The 17,363-nt window shown below is 59.1% G+C and carries 14 protein-coding genes; 10 read left to right on the top strand and 4 right to left on the bottom strand.

What is annotated here, in order from left to right; genetic code table 11:
- Positions 1-192, top strand: coding sequence for a hypothetical protein (locus FHW68_RS21880; protein WP_095631262.1), 192 nt, complete (start codon positions 1-3; stop codon positions 190-192).
- A 139-nt stretch (positions 193-331) separates the two neighbouring features.
- On the opposite strand, the gene FHW68_RS21875 is transcribed toward FHW68_RS21880, so the two are convergent.
- The 4 genes from FHW68_RS21875 to FHW68_RS21860 all read right to left on the bottom strand — a co-directional run bounded on the left by FHW68_RS21875 (position 332) and on the right by FHW68_RS21860 (position 4,899).
- The gene (locus FHW68_RS21875; RefSeq protein ID WP_008067294.1) at positions 332-1,081 is read right to left on the bottom strand and encodes a FadR/GntR family transcriptional regulator; all 750 of its coding nucleotides are present in this window, start codon (positions 1,079-1,081) and stop codon (positions 332-334) included.
- Positions 1,082-1,259: 178 nt separating this feature from the next.
- Complete coding sequence (locus FHW68_RS21870) at positions 1,260-2,987, bottom strand: ABC transporter ATP-binding protein/permease (RefSeq protein ID WP_183683075.1); 1,728 nt, start codon at positions 2,985-2,987, stop codon at positions 1,260-1,262.
- Between the two features lie 96 nt (positions 2,988-3,083).
- On the bottom strand, positions 3,084-3,644 hold the full coding sequence (locus tag FHW68_RS21865) for a response regulator transcription factor (RefSeq protein ID WP_007901386.1): 561 nt from the start codon (positions 3,642-3,644) through the stop codon (positions 3,084-3,086).
- Positions 3,637-4,899, bottom strand: coding sequence for an ATP-binding protein (locus tag FHW68_RS21860; protein WP_095631260.1), 1,263 nt, complete (start codon positions 4,897-4,899; stop codon positions 3,637-3,639). Before FHW68_RS21860 ends, FHW68_RS21865 begins: the two co-directional genes overlap by 8 nt.
- A gap of 319 nt (positions 4,900-5,218) precedes the next feature.
- Between FHW68_RS21860 and FHW68_RS21855 the strand changes: the two genes are divergently transcribed.
- From FHW68_RS21855 to FHW68_RS21815, 9 genes are all read left to right on the top strand, one after another.
- Positions 5,219-5,935: an SIMPL domain-containing protein gene (locus FHW68_RS21855; protein ID WP_123498939.1), complete on the top strand. Its 717-nt coding sequence runs from the start codon at positions 5,219-5,221 to the stop codon at positions 5,933-5,935.
- Positions 5,936-6,582: 647 nt separating this feature from the next.
- Positions 6,583-8,208, top strand: a complete 1,626-nt coding sequence (locus tag FHW68_RS21850; RefSeq protein WP_095631258.1) for an ABC transporter substrate-binding protein — start codon at positions 6,583-6,585, stop codon at positions 8,206-8,208.
- A gap of 300 nt (positions 8,209-8,508) precedes the next feature.
- Positions 8,509-10,110: an ABC transporter substrate-binding protein gene (locus tag FHW68_RS21845; RefSeq protein WP_183683071.1), complete on the top strand. Its 1,602-nt coding sequence runs from the start codon at positions 8,509-8,511 to the stop codon at positions 10,108-10,110.
- Positions 10,111-10,279: 169 nt separating this feature from the next.
- Positions 10,280-11,713, top strand: a complete 1,434-nt coding sequence (locus tag FHW68_RS21840) for an OprD family porin (RefSeq protein WP_095631256.1) — start codon at positions 10,280-10,282, stop codon at positions 11,711-11,713.
- 75 nt (positions 11,714-11,788) lie between these two features.
- Positions 11,789-13,384, top strand: a complete 1,596-nt coding sequence (locus FHW68_RS21835) for an ABC transporter substrate-binding protein (protein ID WP_183683068.1) — start codon at positions 11,789-11,791, stop codon at positions 13,382-13,384.
- A 72-nt stretch (positions 13,385-13,456) separates the two neighbouring features.
- Positions 13,457-14,467, top strand: coding sequence for an ABC transporter permease subunit (locus FHW68_RS21830; protein ID WP_007900379.1), 1,011 nt, complete (start codon positions 13,457-13,459; stop codon positions 14,465-14,467).
- A gap of 10 nt (positions 14,468-14,477) precedes the next feature.
- Positions 14,478-15,389 (top strand): ABC transporter permease subunit, encoded by a 912-nt coding sequence (locus FHW68_RS21825; RefSeq protein ID WP_095631254.1) that lies wholly within the window; start codon positions 14,478-14,480, stop codon positions 15,387-15,389.
- Between the two features lie 10 nt (positions 15,390-15,399).
- On the top strand, positions 15,400-16,368 hold the full coding sequence (locus FHW68_RS21820) for an ABC transporter ATP-binding protein (RefSeq protein ID WP_008067269.1): 969 nt from the start codon (positions 15,400-15,402) through the stop codon (positions 16,366-16,368).
- Positions 16,368-17,348, top strand: a complete 981-nt coding sequence (locus FHW68_RS21815; RefSeq protein ID WP_183683066.1) for a peptide ABC transporter ATP-binding protein — start codon at positions 16,368-16,370, stop codon at positions 17,346-17,348. The genes FHW68_RS21820 and FHW68_RS21815 overlap by 1 nt, the downstream gene beginning before the upstream one ends.
- The last annotated feature ends 15 nt before the right edge of the window (positions 17,349-17,363 follow it).

Below are 17,363 nucleotides of genomic sequence, written 5' to 3'. Positions count from 1 at the left end.
ATGACTATCAAACTGAAACTGGAACTGGCTTCTGGCCAATCGCTCAAAGGCGCGCCGCTGGAGTTGCTGTCCAAAGGCTTGCCGATCGCCCGGGCACTTGTAGATGAGCGCGGGCATGCGGTTTTCGATGCCAAACCTGGGGCTGCCGGGTTGGCGGTGAGGGTGGACCGGGGAATTTTGGAGACAATCTGAAAGATTAATTGACGGCGACTGACCCCATCGCGGGCAAGCCCGGCTCCCACAGGTTTCTGTGTGCGCTCACACTGTTGTGATCGACACAAAAACCTGTGGGAGCCGGGCTTGCCCGCGATGGCGTTCTTTCTGGTGACGCTCAGCCCCGCTGCGCCTGCGCCTCTTCATGGGCCTGGCGCAACCGCTCGCGGCTATTCGTCAAATGCAACCGCATCGCCGCCCGCGCCGCATCCGAATCCTGACGCGCGATCGCATCGTAAATCTCTTCATGCTCACGACTCAGGCGACTCATGTAGTGCTGCTGGTCGTCGTGGGCCAGGCGCGCGGAGTTCAGGCGTGTGCGCGGAATGATGCTGGTGCCCAAGTGGGTCATGATGTCGGTGAAGTAGCGGTTGCCGGTGGCCAGGGCAATCTGCAGGTGGAACTGGAAATCGGACGCCACGGCATCGCTGGCGTGGGAAACGCTTTCATTGAGCGCGTCCAGCGCCGCCCGCATCAACGCCAACTGCTCAGGAGTGCGACGTTGCGCGGCAAGGCCGGCGGATTCCACTTCCAGGCTGATGCGCAACTCCAGAATTGCCAGCACATCGCGCAAGGTCACCACGGTGGCCGGGTCGATCCGGAAACCGCTCGGGCTCGGCGTATCGAGCACGAAGGTGCCGATGCCGTGACGGGTTTCGACCTGGCCTGCGGCCTGCAAACGTGAAATCGCTTCGCGCACCACGGTGCGACTGACGCCATGGGCATCCATGATCGCCGACTCGGTGGGCAACTTGTCGCCACGCTTGAGGTGACCGTCGCGGATCTGCTCGGACAGCACCGTCACCAGTTCCTGAGCGAGGCTGCGGCGCTTGCGAGGGAGGCGAGGTGCGTCGATCGGGTTTTCCATGGTGAACGTCTGTCTCGAAAATTCGGCTGAAGCCGCATCATAGCGCATGCGAGTTGTACGATCACCACCACACCCGTAGGAGCGAGGCTTGCCCGCGAAGAACAATAACGTGGTCCTCAATCGGAAACCGCGTGAAGGCCTTCGCGGGCAAGCCTCGCTCCTACAGAGGGTGTGGTGTTCAGGCGGTCACGGTCTGGTCCACCAGATGCCCATTCTCGATCCGCACATGCCGTGGGTGGAAACGTTTCAGGCTGCTGCGATGGCCGACGCTGACAATGCTCAGCCCAGGCAATTCATCGATCAACGCCTGATACAGCGACGCCTCATCCTCTTCATCCATCGCCGACGTCGCCTCATCCATGTACAACCATTGCGGCGCGTACAGCAGCGCACGGGCAAAGGCCAGTCGTTGCTGCTCACCCGGTGAAAGCATGCGCTGCCAGTGATTGGCTTCATCCAGACGCCCAATCAAGTGTGGCAAGCGGCAGGTTTCCAGGACGTGGACGTAACGCTCATGCAGGTAGGTGTCGCCCGGCTGTGGATAACTCAGCACCTCGCGCAGGGTGCCAATCGGCAGATAAGGTTTTTGCGGCAGGAACAGATACCGTCCTGTCGGCAGACGGATGCTGCCATGGCCAGCCGGCCAAAGGTGCCCCATCGCCCGCAGCAACGTTGATTTGCCGCTGCCGGAACGACCGCTGAGCATGACACGCTCGCCCTCCTCCACCGTCATATCGGCGTTGGTCAGCAGGTGACGACCGTCAGCGAGGTCGAGGCCAAGGTTTTGTACTTTCAAGGCCGTGCCCTGGTTTTGCACGTCGATGGCCGGTGCGCGCTCTTCATTGTCGGTCATGGCCTGACGGAAACTCAGCAGGCGATCACAGGTCGCACGCCACTCGGCGAGGTCCTGGTACGCACTGATGAACCAGCTGAAGTTCTCCTGGACGTTGCCGAACGCGGAGTTGATTTGCATCAGTTCACCGAGTTCGATCTTGCCGGCGAAGTAACGCGGCGCCGCGACCATGAACGGGAAGATAATTGCGATCTGGGCATAACCGGAGGTGAAGAAGGTCAGGCGCTTGGACACCTTCATGATGTCCCAGAAGTTGTGCCAGACCAGCCCGAAACGGCTGCTCAAGCGACGATTCTCGTTGGGCTCGCCGTTGTACAGCGCAATGCTTTCGGCATTCTCGCGAACCCGCACCATGGAGAAACGCAAGTCGGCTTCGAAACGTTGCTGGTTGTTGTTAAGACCGATCAAGCGACGACCGATCACATGGGTCAGCCAGCTGCCGACGGCGGCATAAACCAGTGCGCACCAGAACATGTAGCCGGGGATCGTGAAGCCAAGCACTTCGATACTGCCCGATACGCCCCACAAAATGATCGAGAACGACACCAGGCTGACGATGTTACGGATCAGACCAAGGCCCAGGCCCAAGGTATTGGTAGTGAACTTGTTGAGGTCTTCGGAAATCCGCTGGTCCGGGTTATCGGTGTAACCGCCCTGCTCCAGCTGGTAGTAGTTCTTGTTGGCGAGCCAACGGGTAAAGTGCTTCTCGGTGAGCCAGGCCCGCCAGCGAATGGTCAGCATCTGAGTCAGATACAGCCGGTATACAGCGCCGAGAATCGCCACGGCAGCGATGCCGCAAAAATACAGAATCAACTGCCAGAACGCCGCGTCATCCTTCCTCTGCAGGGCGTTATAGAAATCCTTGTACCAACTGTTGATCCACACCGAAATCGCCACGCTGAACAATGACAGCGCGATCACCGCGATCAGCAATGTCCAGGCCTTGCCCTTCTCTTCGCTGTGCCAGTAAGGCGTGGTCATCGCCCAGACTTTGCGAAAAAACTGCCCGCGCACAGCATCGTTGACCGCGGAATATTCAGCGTTCTGATTCATGGAAAAGGCTCGATAAAGAAAAGAACACACACGAACCGATCATAAAGGATCGGTTCGTGTTATCGCGAGGGCTGGCGATAATCGTTCAGCGTCCGTTCAGCGACGGACCGGGCGCTTCTGCAGTTTGCGCTGCAACGTGCGGCGGTGCATGCCCAGGGCGCGGGCGGTAGCGGAGATGTTGCCTTCGTGCTCGGTCAATACGCGCTGGATGTGCTCCCACTGGAGACGGTCCACGGACATCGGGTTTTCCGGCACCAGCGTGTCGAGGTCGGCGTGCTCGGAGAGCAACGCGGCCAGCACGTCATCGGCGTCCGCCGGTTTGCACAAATAATTGCAGGCGCCACGCTTGATTGCCTCGACAGCGGTGGCAATGCTCGAATAACCGGTAAGGATCACCACGCGCATTTCCGGATCGAGCTCAAGCAATTTGGGCAGCAATACCAGGCCCGAATCGCCGTCCATCTTCAGATCCAGCGCGGCGTAATCCGGAATGTCAGCCTGGGCGATGGTCAGGCCTTCTTCGGCGGAACCTGCTGTGCTGACGCGAAACCCGCGGCGGGCCATGGCGCGGGCCATCACGCGGGTGAAGGTTGCGTCGTCGTCTACCAGCAGCAAATGCGGCAGTTCTTCGCCTTCGACTTGGATCTCGTCACTCATGTTCGTCTCCTCGGGCGACACGGGGCAGGCGCAGCTCGGTAAGCGTGCCACCTTCCTCATGACTGTAGAGTTTCACTGAGCCGCCGGCGCGTGTCACGCTGGCCTTGCTCAAAAACAGGCCCAGGCCGAAACCTTTGCCCTTGGTGGTAAAAAACGGTTTGCCAATTTGCTCGGCAATGGCCAATGGCACACCGGCGCCATGGTCGCGAATGCTGATGGTCACGTCCTCGGCATTCCAGTCCAGGGTCACTTGCAAGCCTTCGGGGCAAGCGTCGGCGGCATTGTTCAGCAAATTCAGCAGGGCCTGGGTCAGGTCCGGTGGTGGCGCCATGCGCGGCACGGTCCCCTGGCCCAGGCGCTGGAAGCGGTAACTGGCTTCCGGGCGCATCAAGTGCCAGCGGTTCAGGGCTTCGTCGAGCCAGTCGGTGACGTCTTGCATCTCCACCGCCAGGCGACGATTGGCTTCCGCCGCCCGGACTAACTGCTGCAAGGTTTCTTTGCAGAGTTTGACTTGATCCTGCAACACGCTCAAATCCTCCTGCAACAGCGGGTCGGGATGGTCCTGGCGCATTTCCTTGAGTAGCACGCTCATGGTCGCCAGCGGTGTGCCCAGTTCATGGGCCGCACCGGCAGCCTGGGTGGCGACGGCCAGCAATTGCTGATCGCGCAGGCCTTCTTCGCGACGTATGGCACGCAATTCTTCCTGACGACGCAGCTCCTCGGCCATGCGGGCGGCGAAGAATGTGATCACCGCCGCTGCCAGGGCGAAGCTCAGCCACATGCCGTAGATCTGCAGGTTTTCCCTGGCGATCGGGAACGTTTCCAACGGGTAGAACTGCGCCAGCAGCAACGTGTAAAGCGTCAGGGCGATACCCGACAAAATCACCGAATAGCGCCACGGCAGCGTCACGGCGGCGATGGTCAACGGCACCAGGTAATAAGAAACGAACGGATTGGTCGAACCGCCGGAGAAATACAGCAAGGCACTGTGGATAAACAGGTCACAGGCCAGTTGCAAGGCGTATTCGAGCTCAGTCACCGGCCACGAGGTGCGTAGACGAACCGCCGTGAACGCGCACAGCAACATCGAGCAACCCAGGGTCATTGCCAGTTGTACCCATGGCAACGGCAACAAGTCGAACCAGTAGGCCAGCCCCACAGAGCCGGCCTGAGCGGCCAGCACCAAGGTGCGGATGAACGTGAGCCGCCAGAGGTTCTGGCGAGTGGCGGAAGTAATTTGAACGGGGGCGAGCATGAGCTCTCCTGATGAGCGCTCCAGGCGGATCGCACGGAGTATAACCAAGCCGCGGGCCTGAGAGGCAAAAGTGCGGCAAACGACCACATGGCAGAAAGCACTGCTGCGTCCATAAGGACGCCTTCGCGGGCAAGCCACGCTCCCACATTGGAATGCGTTCCCTGTGGGAGCGTGGCTTGCCCGCGATTGGCTGCGAAGCAGCCACCTGCTGATTATCTGTATAGAAGTTGTAACTGTGCGAACCGGACCATTGAAGCTAGAGTCTGATGGTTTCACGCAGGTTCGGACCTTAACCCCTGCGCACTCCAAGGAGCTTTTCATGCACACATTGCGCCGCAGCGCCGCCCTTCTTGCCTTAAGCGTAGGCACCGTCGCCAGCCTTCCGGCCCTGGCCGTCGACGAGCTGCATTACAACCAGATCTCTCTGCGCGCCGAAGTCAGCCAAGAAGTGGCCCGCGACCTGATGATCGTGACCCTCTACACCGAAGAGCAAAACAGCGACCCGGCCAAACTCGCCGCCGACGTCAGCACCACCATGAACAAGGCACTGGCCCAGGCTAAAGAAGTCAAAGACATCACCCTGCGTCAGGGCAGCCGCAACAGCTACCCAATCTACGACACCAAAGGCCAGAAAATCACCGGCTGGCGCGAACGCGCCGAACTGCGCCTGGAAAGCTCGGACTTCGCTGCCCTCTCCAAACTTACCGGCGAACTGCTCACCGACCTGAAAATGGGCGGCATGGACTTCGCCATCGCGACGCCAACCCGCAAAGCCAGCGAAGACGCCCTGCTCAAAGAAGCCGTGACCGCCTTCAAGTCCCGCGCCCAACTGGCCACCGATGCCCTGGGCGGCAAGAGCTACAAAATCGTCAACCTGAACCTCAACAGCAACGGTTATCCACAGCCGTACATGCGCGGGCCGATGATGATGAAAGCCGCCGCCATGGATTCAGCGCCCGTGACGCCCGAGGTTGAAGCGGGTACTAGCCAGGTCAGCATGACGGCGGATGGGGCGATTGAAGTGTTGATGCAGTGATTGGATAAGTCGGTACAAAAAACGGCGATCACCGAAGTGATCGCCTTTTTTTTATTTTTCGCGAACTATCTGCCGCCATCGCGAGCAGGCTCCCACCTTAGATCTGTGTCGTAGATAAAATCCATATACCCCTCAATCCCTGTGGGAGCGAGCCTGCTCGCGATGAACGATAACGCGGTCTACGCCAGATCGACGTTATCCAACGCCCGGTTCACCGCCAACTCCGCGAGCATGATGACCTGTTGGATTGAGCCCTGAGAGTCACCAAGGTGATGACCAGGTTCCGCGCCAAGGGGGGAAATGTTCCAGCCTCTGAGCACGGAAGTGACCGTCTTCAAGACTCAATCCGTTCGGCCTCACACCTTCGATGAGTGGGTATAAATAAGTAACACCAGGCGCCAACCGGGTGCGCCAGATGGGCCGATTGCCCTGTGTCGGTGCGCGATTTGCACCGTAAAAAACCTGCGCAAACGGTCAAATGCGTCAGTATTTATACATATGCGACATTAAGGTACGTTCGTTCCACTGTTTAAGGTTTGGAGCCATTCAGGATCTTGCATTGGGTATGGCCCCTGCATAAGTATCCGCAGGTCGACTCACGAGGTCGTCCTCTAATTCCAAAAATGACAACAAATCATGAGGCCACCATGCTTAAACACGCGGTCATTCCGTTTTTAGTCGGCGCAAGCTTGTTAGCCAGCGCACCATTCGCCTTCGCGGCGACTAACCTGGTGTTTTGCTCCGAAGGGAGCCCGGCCGGTTTCGATCCTGGTCAGTACACCACCGGAACCGACTTCGACGCCTCTGCCGAGACCATGTTCAACCGCCTGACCCAGTTCGAGCGCGGCGGCACCGCCGTTGTTCCTGGCCTGGCGACCCAGTGGGACATTTCCGATGACGGCCTGACTTACACCTTCCACCTGCGTGAAGGCGTCAAGTTCCACACCACCCCGTACTTCAAGCCAACTCGTGAGTTCAACGCCGACGACGTGCTGTTCACCTTTAATCGCATGATTAACAAGGATGATCCGTTCCGTAAGGTCTATCCGACTGAATTCCCGTACTTCACCGACATGGGGATGGATACCAACATCACCAAGATCGATAAAGTCGACGACCATACGGTCAAGTTCACTCTCAAAGAAGTGGATGCCGCGTTCATCCAGAACATGGCCATGAGTTTCGCCTCGATCCATTCCGCCGAGTACGCTGCCCAGCTGCTCAAGGAAGGCAAAGCCGCCGACATCAACCAGAAGCCGGTCGGTACTGGCCCGTTCGTGTTCAAGAGCTACCAGAAAGACTCCAACATCCGCTATACCGGCAACAAGGACTACTGGAAGCCTGACGACGTGAAGATCGACAACCTGATCTTCGCCATCACCACCGACCCGTCGGTACGCATCCAGAAGCTGAAAAAGAACGAGTGTCAGATCACCCTGTTTCCTCGTCCGGCCGATCTGAAGGCGCTCAAGGAAGACAAAACCCTGAAGGTGCCGGACCAGGCCGGTTTCAACCTGGGTTACATCGCCTACAACGTGATGGACAAGATCAAGGGCAGCGATCAGCCAAACCCGATGGCGCAGCTGAAAGTGCGTCAGGCACTGGACATGGCCGTCAACAAGCAGCAGATCATCGATTCGGTTTACCAGGGTGCTGGCCAGCTGGCCGTCAACGCCATGCCACCGACCCAATGGTCTTATGACACCACCATCAAGGACACGCCGTACAACCCTGAGAAAGCCAAGGAGCTGCTCAAGGAAGCCGGCATCAAGGAAGGCACCGAGATCAACCTGTGGGCCATGCCGGTGCAACGTCCCTATAACCCCAACGCCAAGCTGATGGCCGAAATGCTCCAGTCCGATTGGGCCAAGGTCGGTATCAAGGCCAAGATCGTCACCTACGAATGGGGCGAGTACATCAAGCGCTCCAAAGGCGGCGAAAACGGCGCGATGCTGATTGGCTGGAGCGGCGACAACGGTGACCCGGACAACTGGCTGAACGTGCTGTTCGGCTGCGACTCGTTGCAGGGCAACAACTTCTCCAAATGGTGCGACAAGACGTTCGACGGCATCGTCAAAGAAGCCAAGCGTACGACCGATCAGGCCAAGCGCACCGAACTGTACAAGCAGGCTCAACACGTCCTCAAAGACGCCGTTCCAATGACACCTATCGCTCACTCAACGGTGTTCCAACCCATGCGCAACAACGTGCAGGATTTCAAGATCAGCCCGTTTGGCTTGAACTCCTTCTACGGCGTCAGCGTCAGCAAATAAGAAAAGCAGCGGCGACGTCTTCAGCGGCGCCGCTGTTTTTTTTCTGCCGATAAGTAGGAATTTGCCTACATCCAAATCCGCTGTCTTGTACAGCCAGGATTAGGACGCGTTGACAATTCCTACGAGTTTTTAGGACTCAGCGCAATTTACTGCCAGACCCACGGCCCCTACCGTCGGGATCTGACCAGCAATTGCGTGGCTATCGGTTTGCTGCCCGTATTGGTTTGAGCTCAATGCGCCACAACATCCCCCGACGGGGTCGCGGCGCATTGAATAAACACTACAAAAAGAGGGAGCGTCATGCGCCATACCTTGGTTTTATCCGCATTGCTGGGCACCGGCCTGCTGGCCGTCACTTCCATCGGCCAGGCCGCCAATAACAGCCTGGTGTTTTGCTCCGAAGGCAGCCCCGCCGGTTTCGACACCGCGCAGTACACTACGGCGACCGATAACGACGCCGCGGAACCGCTGTACAACCGATTGGCAGAATTTGAAAAAGGCGCCACCAACGTCGTACCAGGCCTGGCAACGAGCTGGGACGTTTCCGAGGACGGCCTCAAATACACTTTTCACCTGCGTGAAGGGGTGAAATTTCATACCACCAAATATTTCACGCCGACCCGCGATTTCAACGCCGATGACGTGCTGTTTACCTTCAATCGCATGCTCGATCCGCAACAACCCTTCCGAAAGGCTTACCCGACTGAGTTCCCGTACTTCAACGGGATGAGCCTGAACAAGAACATCGCCAAGGTCGAGAAGACCGGACCATTGACCGTGGTAATGACGCTCAACAGCGTCGACGCCGCGTTCATCCAGAACATCGCCATGAGCTTCGCCGCGATCCTGTCCGCCGAATACGCCGATCAATTGCTGGCCTCCGGCAAGCCGAGCGACATCAACCAGAAGCCGATCGGCACGGGCCCGTTCGTGTTCAAGAGCTATCAGAAAGATTCCAGCATCCGTTACAGCGGCAACAAGCAGTACTGGGACCCGAGCCGGGTCAAGCTCGAGAACCTGATTTTCGCCATCAATACCGACGCCTCGGTGCGCGTGCAGAAGCTCAGGGCCAACGAATGCCAGATCACGCTTCATCCACGCCCCGCCGACGTGACCGCGCTGAAAAACGATCCGAAACTGCAATTGATCGAAAAGCCTGGCTTCAACCTGGGTTACATCGCCTATAACGTGCGGCACAAACCGTTCGATCAGCTCCAAGTGCGCCAGGCGCTGGACATGGCGGTGAACAAGCAAGGCATTCTCAACGCGGTCTATCAAGGCGCCGGTCAACTGGCAATGAACGCCATGCCACCGACTCAATGGTCCTACGACGAGACGATTAAAGACGCCGCTTACAACCCGGAAAAGGCCAAGGAATTGCTCAAGGCCGCCGGTGTCAAGGAAGGCACTGAAATCACCCTCTGGGCCATGCCGGTGCAACGTCCCTATAACCCCAACGCCAAGTTGATGGCCGAAATGCTCCAGGCGGATTGGGCGAAGATCGGCCTCAAGGTCAATATCGTCAGCTACGAATGGGGCGAGTACATCAAGCGCACCAAGAACGGCGAGCACGACATCAGCCTCATCGGCTGGACCGGTGACAATGGCGATCCGGACAACTGGCTCGGCACGCTGTACAGCTGCGATGCCATTGGCGGCAACAACTATTCCATGTGGTGTGATCCGGCTTACGACAAGCTGATCAAGCAGGCCAAGGTCGTCACCGACCGCGACCAGCGCACCGTGCTCTACAAACAGGCTCAGCAATTGCTCAAGCAGCAAGTGCCGATCACGCCTGTCGCTCACTCGACGGTCAACCAGCCGTTGAGCGCCAACGTCGAAGGATTCAAGGTGAGTCCTTTCGGTCGCAACGTGTTCTCGGGCGTCAGCATCGACCAATAACCAATTAGCCAGAACGCTGGGGGCGGCTTGCGCCCTCACGCAAGCGTATTGCCGTAATTCGCCAATCCGGCCTATAGCAAACGTTTGCAATGCCTGAATGTGTTCTAAACAAATAGCCGGATCACCAAAAAAAGACCGGCATAAAAAAAGAAAACAAGGAGCTTCACCCATGAAACTGAGCAGCACTGCGTTATTGGCCTTGGCCATCAGCAGCGTGACCGCCACGGCGTACGCAGAATCCCAGAGCCAGGCGTTCACGCCGGTTACCGTTAAAGAGAAAAGTGCCCAGAGTGAAGCCAAAGGTTTTGTCGAAGGCCAATCGATCACCGGCAGCACGCGTAACTGGTACGCCAATGAACAACTGAAGCGCGGCGCCACGTTCAGCTATAAGAAGCACGGTGTATCGACCCCGACTGATCGTCGTATCAACTGGGTTCAGGGCACTATCCTCAAGTACAACTCCGGGTTCACCGAAGGCACCGTAGGTTTCAGCACCGAAGTGGCGGCCTACAACGCTATTGCTCTGGATCGTGATCGCAAGGATCTGGCGTCCAATAACGGTGGCGCACCGGGTACTCGTTCTGGCGCGGGCAACAACCGCACCCTGACCGAAGAAGGTGGCGACGCCGTCGGCCAGTGGAGCAAGCTAGGCCTGGCCAACGTCAAGGCCCGCGTATCCAACACCACCCTTACTGCCGGCCGCCAGAATTTCAGCAGCCCGATGGTCGATGTCATCGGTAACCGTGCGCTGCCTTCAAGCTTCCAGGGTGTGAGCCTGCACAGCGAAGAGCTGGAAAACCTGAGCTTCGACATCGGCACGTTCGATCGCAATTCGCCACGAACCGAACAAAGCCAGCGCAAGTTCCGCACCGAATACGCCAACGGCATCGTTGAAACCGATCACGTCCACACGGCCGGTATCACTTACACGCCATTCGCCAGCCTGACCACCAGTGTGTGGGGCACCCAGGCTGAAGACCTGTGGAACCAGTACTACTTCGGCGCCACTCATGTGTTGGGCGACAGCTCGATCCTGAGCCTGACCACTGGCCTGAACTACTACAAAACCCAGGAAGAAGGCAAAGCCCTTATCGGCAAGATCGATAACGACACCTATTCCCTGTCGCTCGGCCTGACCCACCAGGCTCACAGCCTGACCTTCTCCTATCAGGAAATTAACGGTAACGAGTACTTCGATTACCTGCACGAAACCAACGGCATCTACCTGGCCAACTCCCTGCTGTCGGACTTCAACGGCCCGAACGAGAAGTCCTTCCAGGTTGCCTACGGTTTGAACATGGCTGAATACGGCGTTCCTGGCCTGAAGTTCAACATTTACCAGGCTCGCGGCTGGGGCATCGATGGCACTCACTACACCGGCAACGAAGGCGTAGCAGGCAAGGGTTACGACGGTATCCAGTCCCAGGACGGCGAACACCACTACGAATACGGCATCGGTGCTTCGTACGCCGTGCAGAGCGGCCCACTCAAGGCCACCGCTATCCGCGCCACCTACACCGCTCACCGCGCCAGCGAAAACCAGGCGGATGGCAGCATCAATGAGTTCCGTCTGGTGACCACCATCCCGTTCAACATTTTGTAAAACCCATGCCGGCGGCTGACTCATGATGAGTCGGCCGTCTGGTTTTTCTGTTCAACCGATTGCAGAGGGCTCTAGATGAAAATGCTTCCCCTACGAGCGGCCATCGCTGCCGCGTTGCTGAGTGTCGCCGTCGGCGCCTCGGCCAAACCCTTGGTGGTCTGTACCGAAGCCAGTCCGGAAGGCTTCGACATGGTCCAGTACACAACTGCAGTCACAGGCGATGCGGTGTCCGAAACCATCTTCAACCGTCTGGTGGGCTTCAAGCCCGGTACCACCGAAGTGGTTCCGGCACTGGCCGAGTCGTGGGACATCAGCGATGACGGCCTGACCTATACGTTCCATCTGCGCAAAGGCGTCCAGTTTCACACCACCGATTACTTCAAGCCGACCCGCGACATGAACGCCGACGATGTGGTCTGGAGCTTCCAGCGTCAGCTGGACCCGAATCACCCATGGCACAAACTGTCGAGCGTGGGCTTCCCGTACTTTGAAAGCATGGGCTTCAAAGAACTGCTCAAAAGCGTCGAGAAAGTCGACGACAACACGGTGAAATTCACCCTGACCCGCCGTGAAGCGCCGTTCCTGGCCGACATTGCCATGGCCTTTTCCTCGATCTACTCCGCTGAGTATGCCGACCAGTTGCTCAAAGCCAACAAAACCGGCGACCTGAACAGCAAGCCGATTGGCACCGGCCCGTTCGTTTTCCAGCGCTACGCCAAGGACGCTCAAGTCCGCTTCAAGGCCAACCCGGATTATTTCCTCGGCAAGCCACCGGCCGATGCGCTGATCCTGGCCATCGCCACCGACAACAACGTGCGCCTGCAAAAGCTCAAGGCCAACGAATGCCAGATCGCGCTGTATCCGAAACCGGATGACATCCCGAGCATCAAGAAAGACACCAACCTGAAGGTTGACGAGCTGAACGCGATGACCGTGTCCTATGTCGCCATGAACACCGCCCGCCCGTACATGAGCGACGTGCGCGTGCGTAAAGCCATCGACATTGCCTTCGACAAGGCGGCATACGTCAACGCGTTGTTCGGCAAGGGCAATGCGACCGTGGCGGTCAACCCGTACCCGGACACCCTGCTCGGCTACAACCACCAACTGACCAACCCGCCGCGTGATCTGGACAAGGCTCGCGCCCTGCTCAAGGACGCCGGCGTACCGGAAGGCACCACCTTTACCCTGTTCACCCGCAACGGCGGCGGCCCGACCAACCCGAACCCGATGCTCGGCGCACAGATGATGCAGGCCGACCTGGCCAAGGTCGGGATCAAGATCGATATTCGTGTCATGGAATGGGGCGAAATGCTTAAACGCGCGAAAAACGGCGAGCACGACATGGTGTCCGCCGGCTGGGCTGGCGACAACGGCGACCCGGATAATTTCCTGACGCCTATGCTCAGTTGCGAAGCCGCCAGGAACGGCGAAAACTACGCTCGCTGGTGCAATGAAAAGTTCCAGGCGCTGATCGACGAAGCACGGGCTAAAGTGAACCCGGGCGAACGCACGGCGCTCTACGAACAAGCCCAGGCCATTTTCAATCAGGACCAGCCATGGATCAGCATGGCGCACACCCGCGTGTTCACGGCCATGCGCACCAACGTAGAGGGCTATCACATTAGTCCCCTCACCACTAATAACTTCGCCACCACCCAGGTGAAGTAGATAAAAACGCCCGGCATCGCTGACCCCAGCGCTGCCGGGCATGCCTAACCGGCTGATGAGGTACCACACAAGATGTTTAGTTTTATTGCCCGCCGATTGGGGTTATTGATCCCCACGTTCTTCGGCATCACCTTGCTGACTTTCGCGTTGATTCGCATGATTCCAGGCGACCCCGTGGAAGTGATGATGGGCGAACGCCGGGTCGACCCCGAAATGCATGCTCAGGCAATGGAACGCCTGGGTCTGAACAAACCCCTGTATGCCCAATACCTGGATTACATCGGCAAATTGGCCCACGGCGATCTCGGCGAATCCCTGCGTACCCGTGAAAGCGTCTGGACCGAGTTCAGCTCTCTATTCCCCGCGACCCTGGAACTGTCCATGGCCGCCCTGTTGTTCGCCGGCATCCTGGGCCTTCTGGCCGGGGTGATTGCGGCACTCAAGCGAGGATCCCTGTTCGACCACGGGGTGATGGGTATCTCCCTGGCGGGCTACTCGATGCCGATCTTCTGGTGGGGCCTGATTCTGATCATGTTCTTCTCGGTAAGCCTGGGCTGGACCCCCGTGTCCGGGCGGATCGACCTGCTCTACGACATCGAGCCGCGCACCGGTTTCATGCTGATCGATACGTTGCTGGCCGATGACGTCGGGGCGTTCTTCGATGCCCTGCATCACCTGATCCTGCCGGCCATCGTGCTCGGCACCATCCCGCTGGCGGTGATCGCGCGAATGACCCGTTCGTCGATGCTGGAAGTGCTGCGTGAAGACTACATCCGTACCGCCCGCGCCAAAGGCCTGTCGCCATCGCGGGTGGTGTTCGTTCACGGCCTGCGTAACGCACTGATTCCGGTACTGACCGTGGTCGGCCTGCAAGTCGGCACACTGCTGGCCGGTGCGGTCCTGACCGAAACCATTTTCTCCTGGCCCGGCATCGGCAAATGGCTGATCGAAGCCATTGGCGCACGGGACTATCCCGTGGTGCAGAACGGCATCCTGTTAATCGCCTGCCTGGTGATTCTGGTCAATTTCGTGGTGGACATCCTCTACGGCTTTGCCAACCCACGCATCCGTCATCAGCGCTGAGATCAAGACCATGACCACTCTCATTACACCGGTAGCAGTCGATCAAAGCCTGCTGTATCCGTCCCCGTATAAAGAATTCTGGCACGCGTTCTCCAGGAACAAAGGCGCCGTCGCCGGCCTGATGTTCATGCTGCTGGTGATCTTCTGCGCGATCTTCGCGCCATGGGTTGCACCGCATGACCCAAGCGAGCAATACCGCGACTTCCTGCTGACCCCGCCGTCCTGGCTGGAAGGCGGGCAGATCCAGTTCCTGCTCGGCACCGATGAACTGGGTCGCGACCTGCTGTCGCGGCTGATCAACGGTTCGCGCCTGTCCTTGCTGATCGGCTTGTCGTCGGTGGTGATGTCGCTGATTCCGGGCATCCTTTTGGGTCTGTTCGCCGGGTTCTTTCCGCGCGTGCTCGGCCCGACCATCATGCGTCTGATGGACATCATGCTGGCCCTGCCGTCCCTGCTGCTGGCCGTGGCGATTGTCGCCATCCTCGGCCCTGGCCTGATCAACACCATTATCGCCATCGCCGTGGTTTCGTTGCCGTCTTATGTTCGTCTGACCCGCGCCGCGGTGATGGGCGAATTGAACCGCGACTACGTGACCGCCGCGCGCCTGGCCGGTGCCGGTCTGCCACGTCTGATGTTCGTCACCGTGCTGCCCAACTGCATGGCGCCGCTGATCGTTCAGGCCACCTTGAGTTTCTCCTCGGCGATTCTCGACGCCGCGGCACTGGGCTTCCTCGGCCTTGGCGTACAACCGCCAACCCCTGAGTGGGGCACCATGCTGGCTTCGGCTCGTGACTACATCGAACGTGCCTGGTGGGTGGTGAGCTTGCCGGGTTTGACCATTTTGCTCAGCGTGCTGGCAATCAACTTGATGGGCGACGGCCTGCGCGATGCGCTGGACCCGAAACTCAAGAACGCCGCCTGAGGAGATTCAAATGTCACTGTTAGAAATCAAGAATCTCAACGTTCGCTTCGGCGACGCCAACGCCGTTCCGGTGGTCGACGGTCTCGACATTACCGTGGACAAGGGCGAAGTGCTGGCCATCGTTGGCGAATCGGGTTCCGGCAAGTCCGTGACCATGATGGCGCTGATGGGCCTGATCGAGCATCCGGGGATCGTCACCGCCGACGCCCTGAATTTCGACGGCAAGAACATGCTCAAGCTCAGCAACCGTCAGCGGCGGCAAATCGTCGGCAAAGACCTGGCCATGGTCTTTCAGGATCCGATGACCGCGTTGAACCCGAGCTACACCGTCGGTTTCCAGATCGAAGAAGTGCTGCGCCTGCACCTGAAAATGTCCCGCAAGGACGCCCGCAAACGTGCCATCGAACTGCTGGAAAAAGTGGAAATTCCGGGCGCCGCCAGCCGTATGGACGCCTATCCGCATCAACTCTCCGGCGGCATGAGCCAGCGTGTTGCAATCGCCATGGCGATTGCCGGCGAACCGAAACTGCTGATCGCCGACGAACCGACCACCGCGTTGGACGTAACGATTCAGGCGCAGATCATGGACCTGCTGCTGGCCCTGCAGAAAGAGCAGAACATGGGCCTGGTGCTGATTACCCACGACCTCGCGGTCGTGGCCGAAACGGCCCAGCGCGTGTGCGTGATGTATGCCGGCCAAGCGGTTGAAGTCGGTCAGGTGCCACAACTGTTCGACATTCCGGCGCACCCGTACAGCGAAGCACTGCTCAAGGCGATTCCGGAACACAGCCTGGGCGCCGCGCGCCTGTCGACATTGCCGGGCATCGTTCCCGGTCGTTACGACCGCCCGCAAGGCTGCCTGTTGTCGCCGCGCTGCCCGTACGTGCAGGACAACTGCCGCACCCAGCGTCCGGCCCTTGACCCGAAAAGCAACAGCCTCGCCCGCTGCTTCTACCCGCTGAATCAGGAGGTGGCGTAATGGCCGTCGTACTTACCGCCCGCAACCTGACCCGTCACTACGAAGTGTCCCGTGGCCTGTTCAAGGGGCATGCGACCGTGCGCGCCCTCAACGGTGTGTCGTTCGAACTGGAAGCCGGCAAGACCCTCGCCGTCGTGGGCGAATCGGGTTGCGGCAAATCCACCCTGGCCCGGGCCCTGACGCTGATCGAAGAACCGTCCTCCGGCTCCTTGAAAATCGCCGGGCAGGAAGTCGCCGGCGCCGACAAGGCTCAGCGCAAGCAGCTGCGCAAAGACGTGCAGATGGTGTTCCAGAGCCCGTACGCCTCGCTGAACCCACGACAGAAAGTCGGTGATCAGCTCGCCGAACCGCTGCTGATCAACACCAACCTGAGCGCCTCGGAACGTCGCGAGAAAGTCCAGGCAATGATGAAACAGGTGGGCTTGCGGCCTGAGCATTACCAGCGCTACCCGCACATGTTCTCCGGCGGTCAGCGCCAGCGGATCGCCCTCGCCCGCGCGATGATGCTGCAACCCAAAGTGCTGGTGGCGGATGAACCGACCTCGGCGCTGGACGTGTCGATCCAGGCACAGGTACTGAACCTGTTCATGGATTTGCAGCAAGAGTTCAACACCGCCTACGTGTTCATCTCCCACAACCTGGCGGTGGTGCGCCACGTCGCCGATCACGTGATGGTGATGTACCTCGGCCGTCCGGTGGAAATGGGCCCGAAAGAGGACATCTACACTCGCCCTCTGCACCCCTACACCCAGGCGCTGCTGTCGGCCACGCCGACCATCCACCCGGACCCGGCCAAACCGAAAATCAAGATCGTCGGCGAACTGCCGAACCCGCTGAACCCGCCGTCGGGCTGCGCCTTCCACAAGCGCTGCCCGTACGCGACCGAGCGCTGCACCACAGAAGAACCGCTCCTGCGGCTGGTCGACACCCGTCAGGTGGCTTGTCACTACGCCGAGCAATTTCTCGACGGCGCGGTGTAAAAAAACGCGCCTCGG

The organism is Pseudomonas sp. Tn43, from assembly GCF_014192635.1.
Lineage (GTDB): Bacteria > Pseudomonadota > Gammaproteobacteria > Pseudomonadales > Pseudomonadaceae > Aquipseudomonas.
This window is presented reverse-complemented; position numbering and strand designations above follow the sequence as displayed.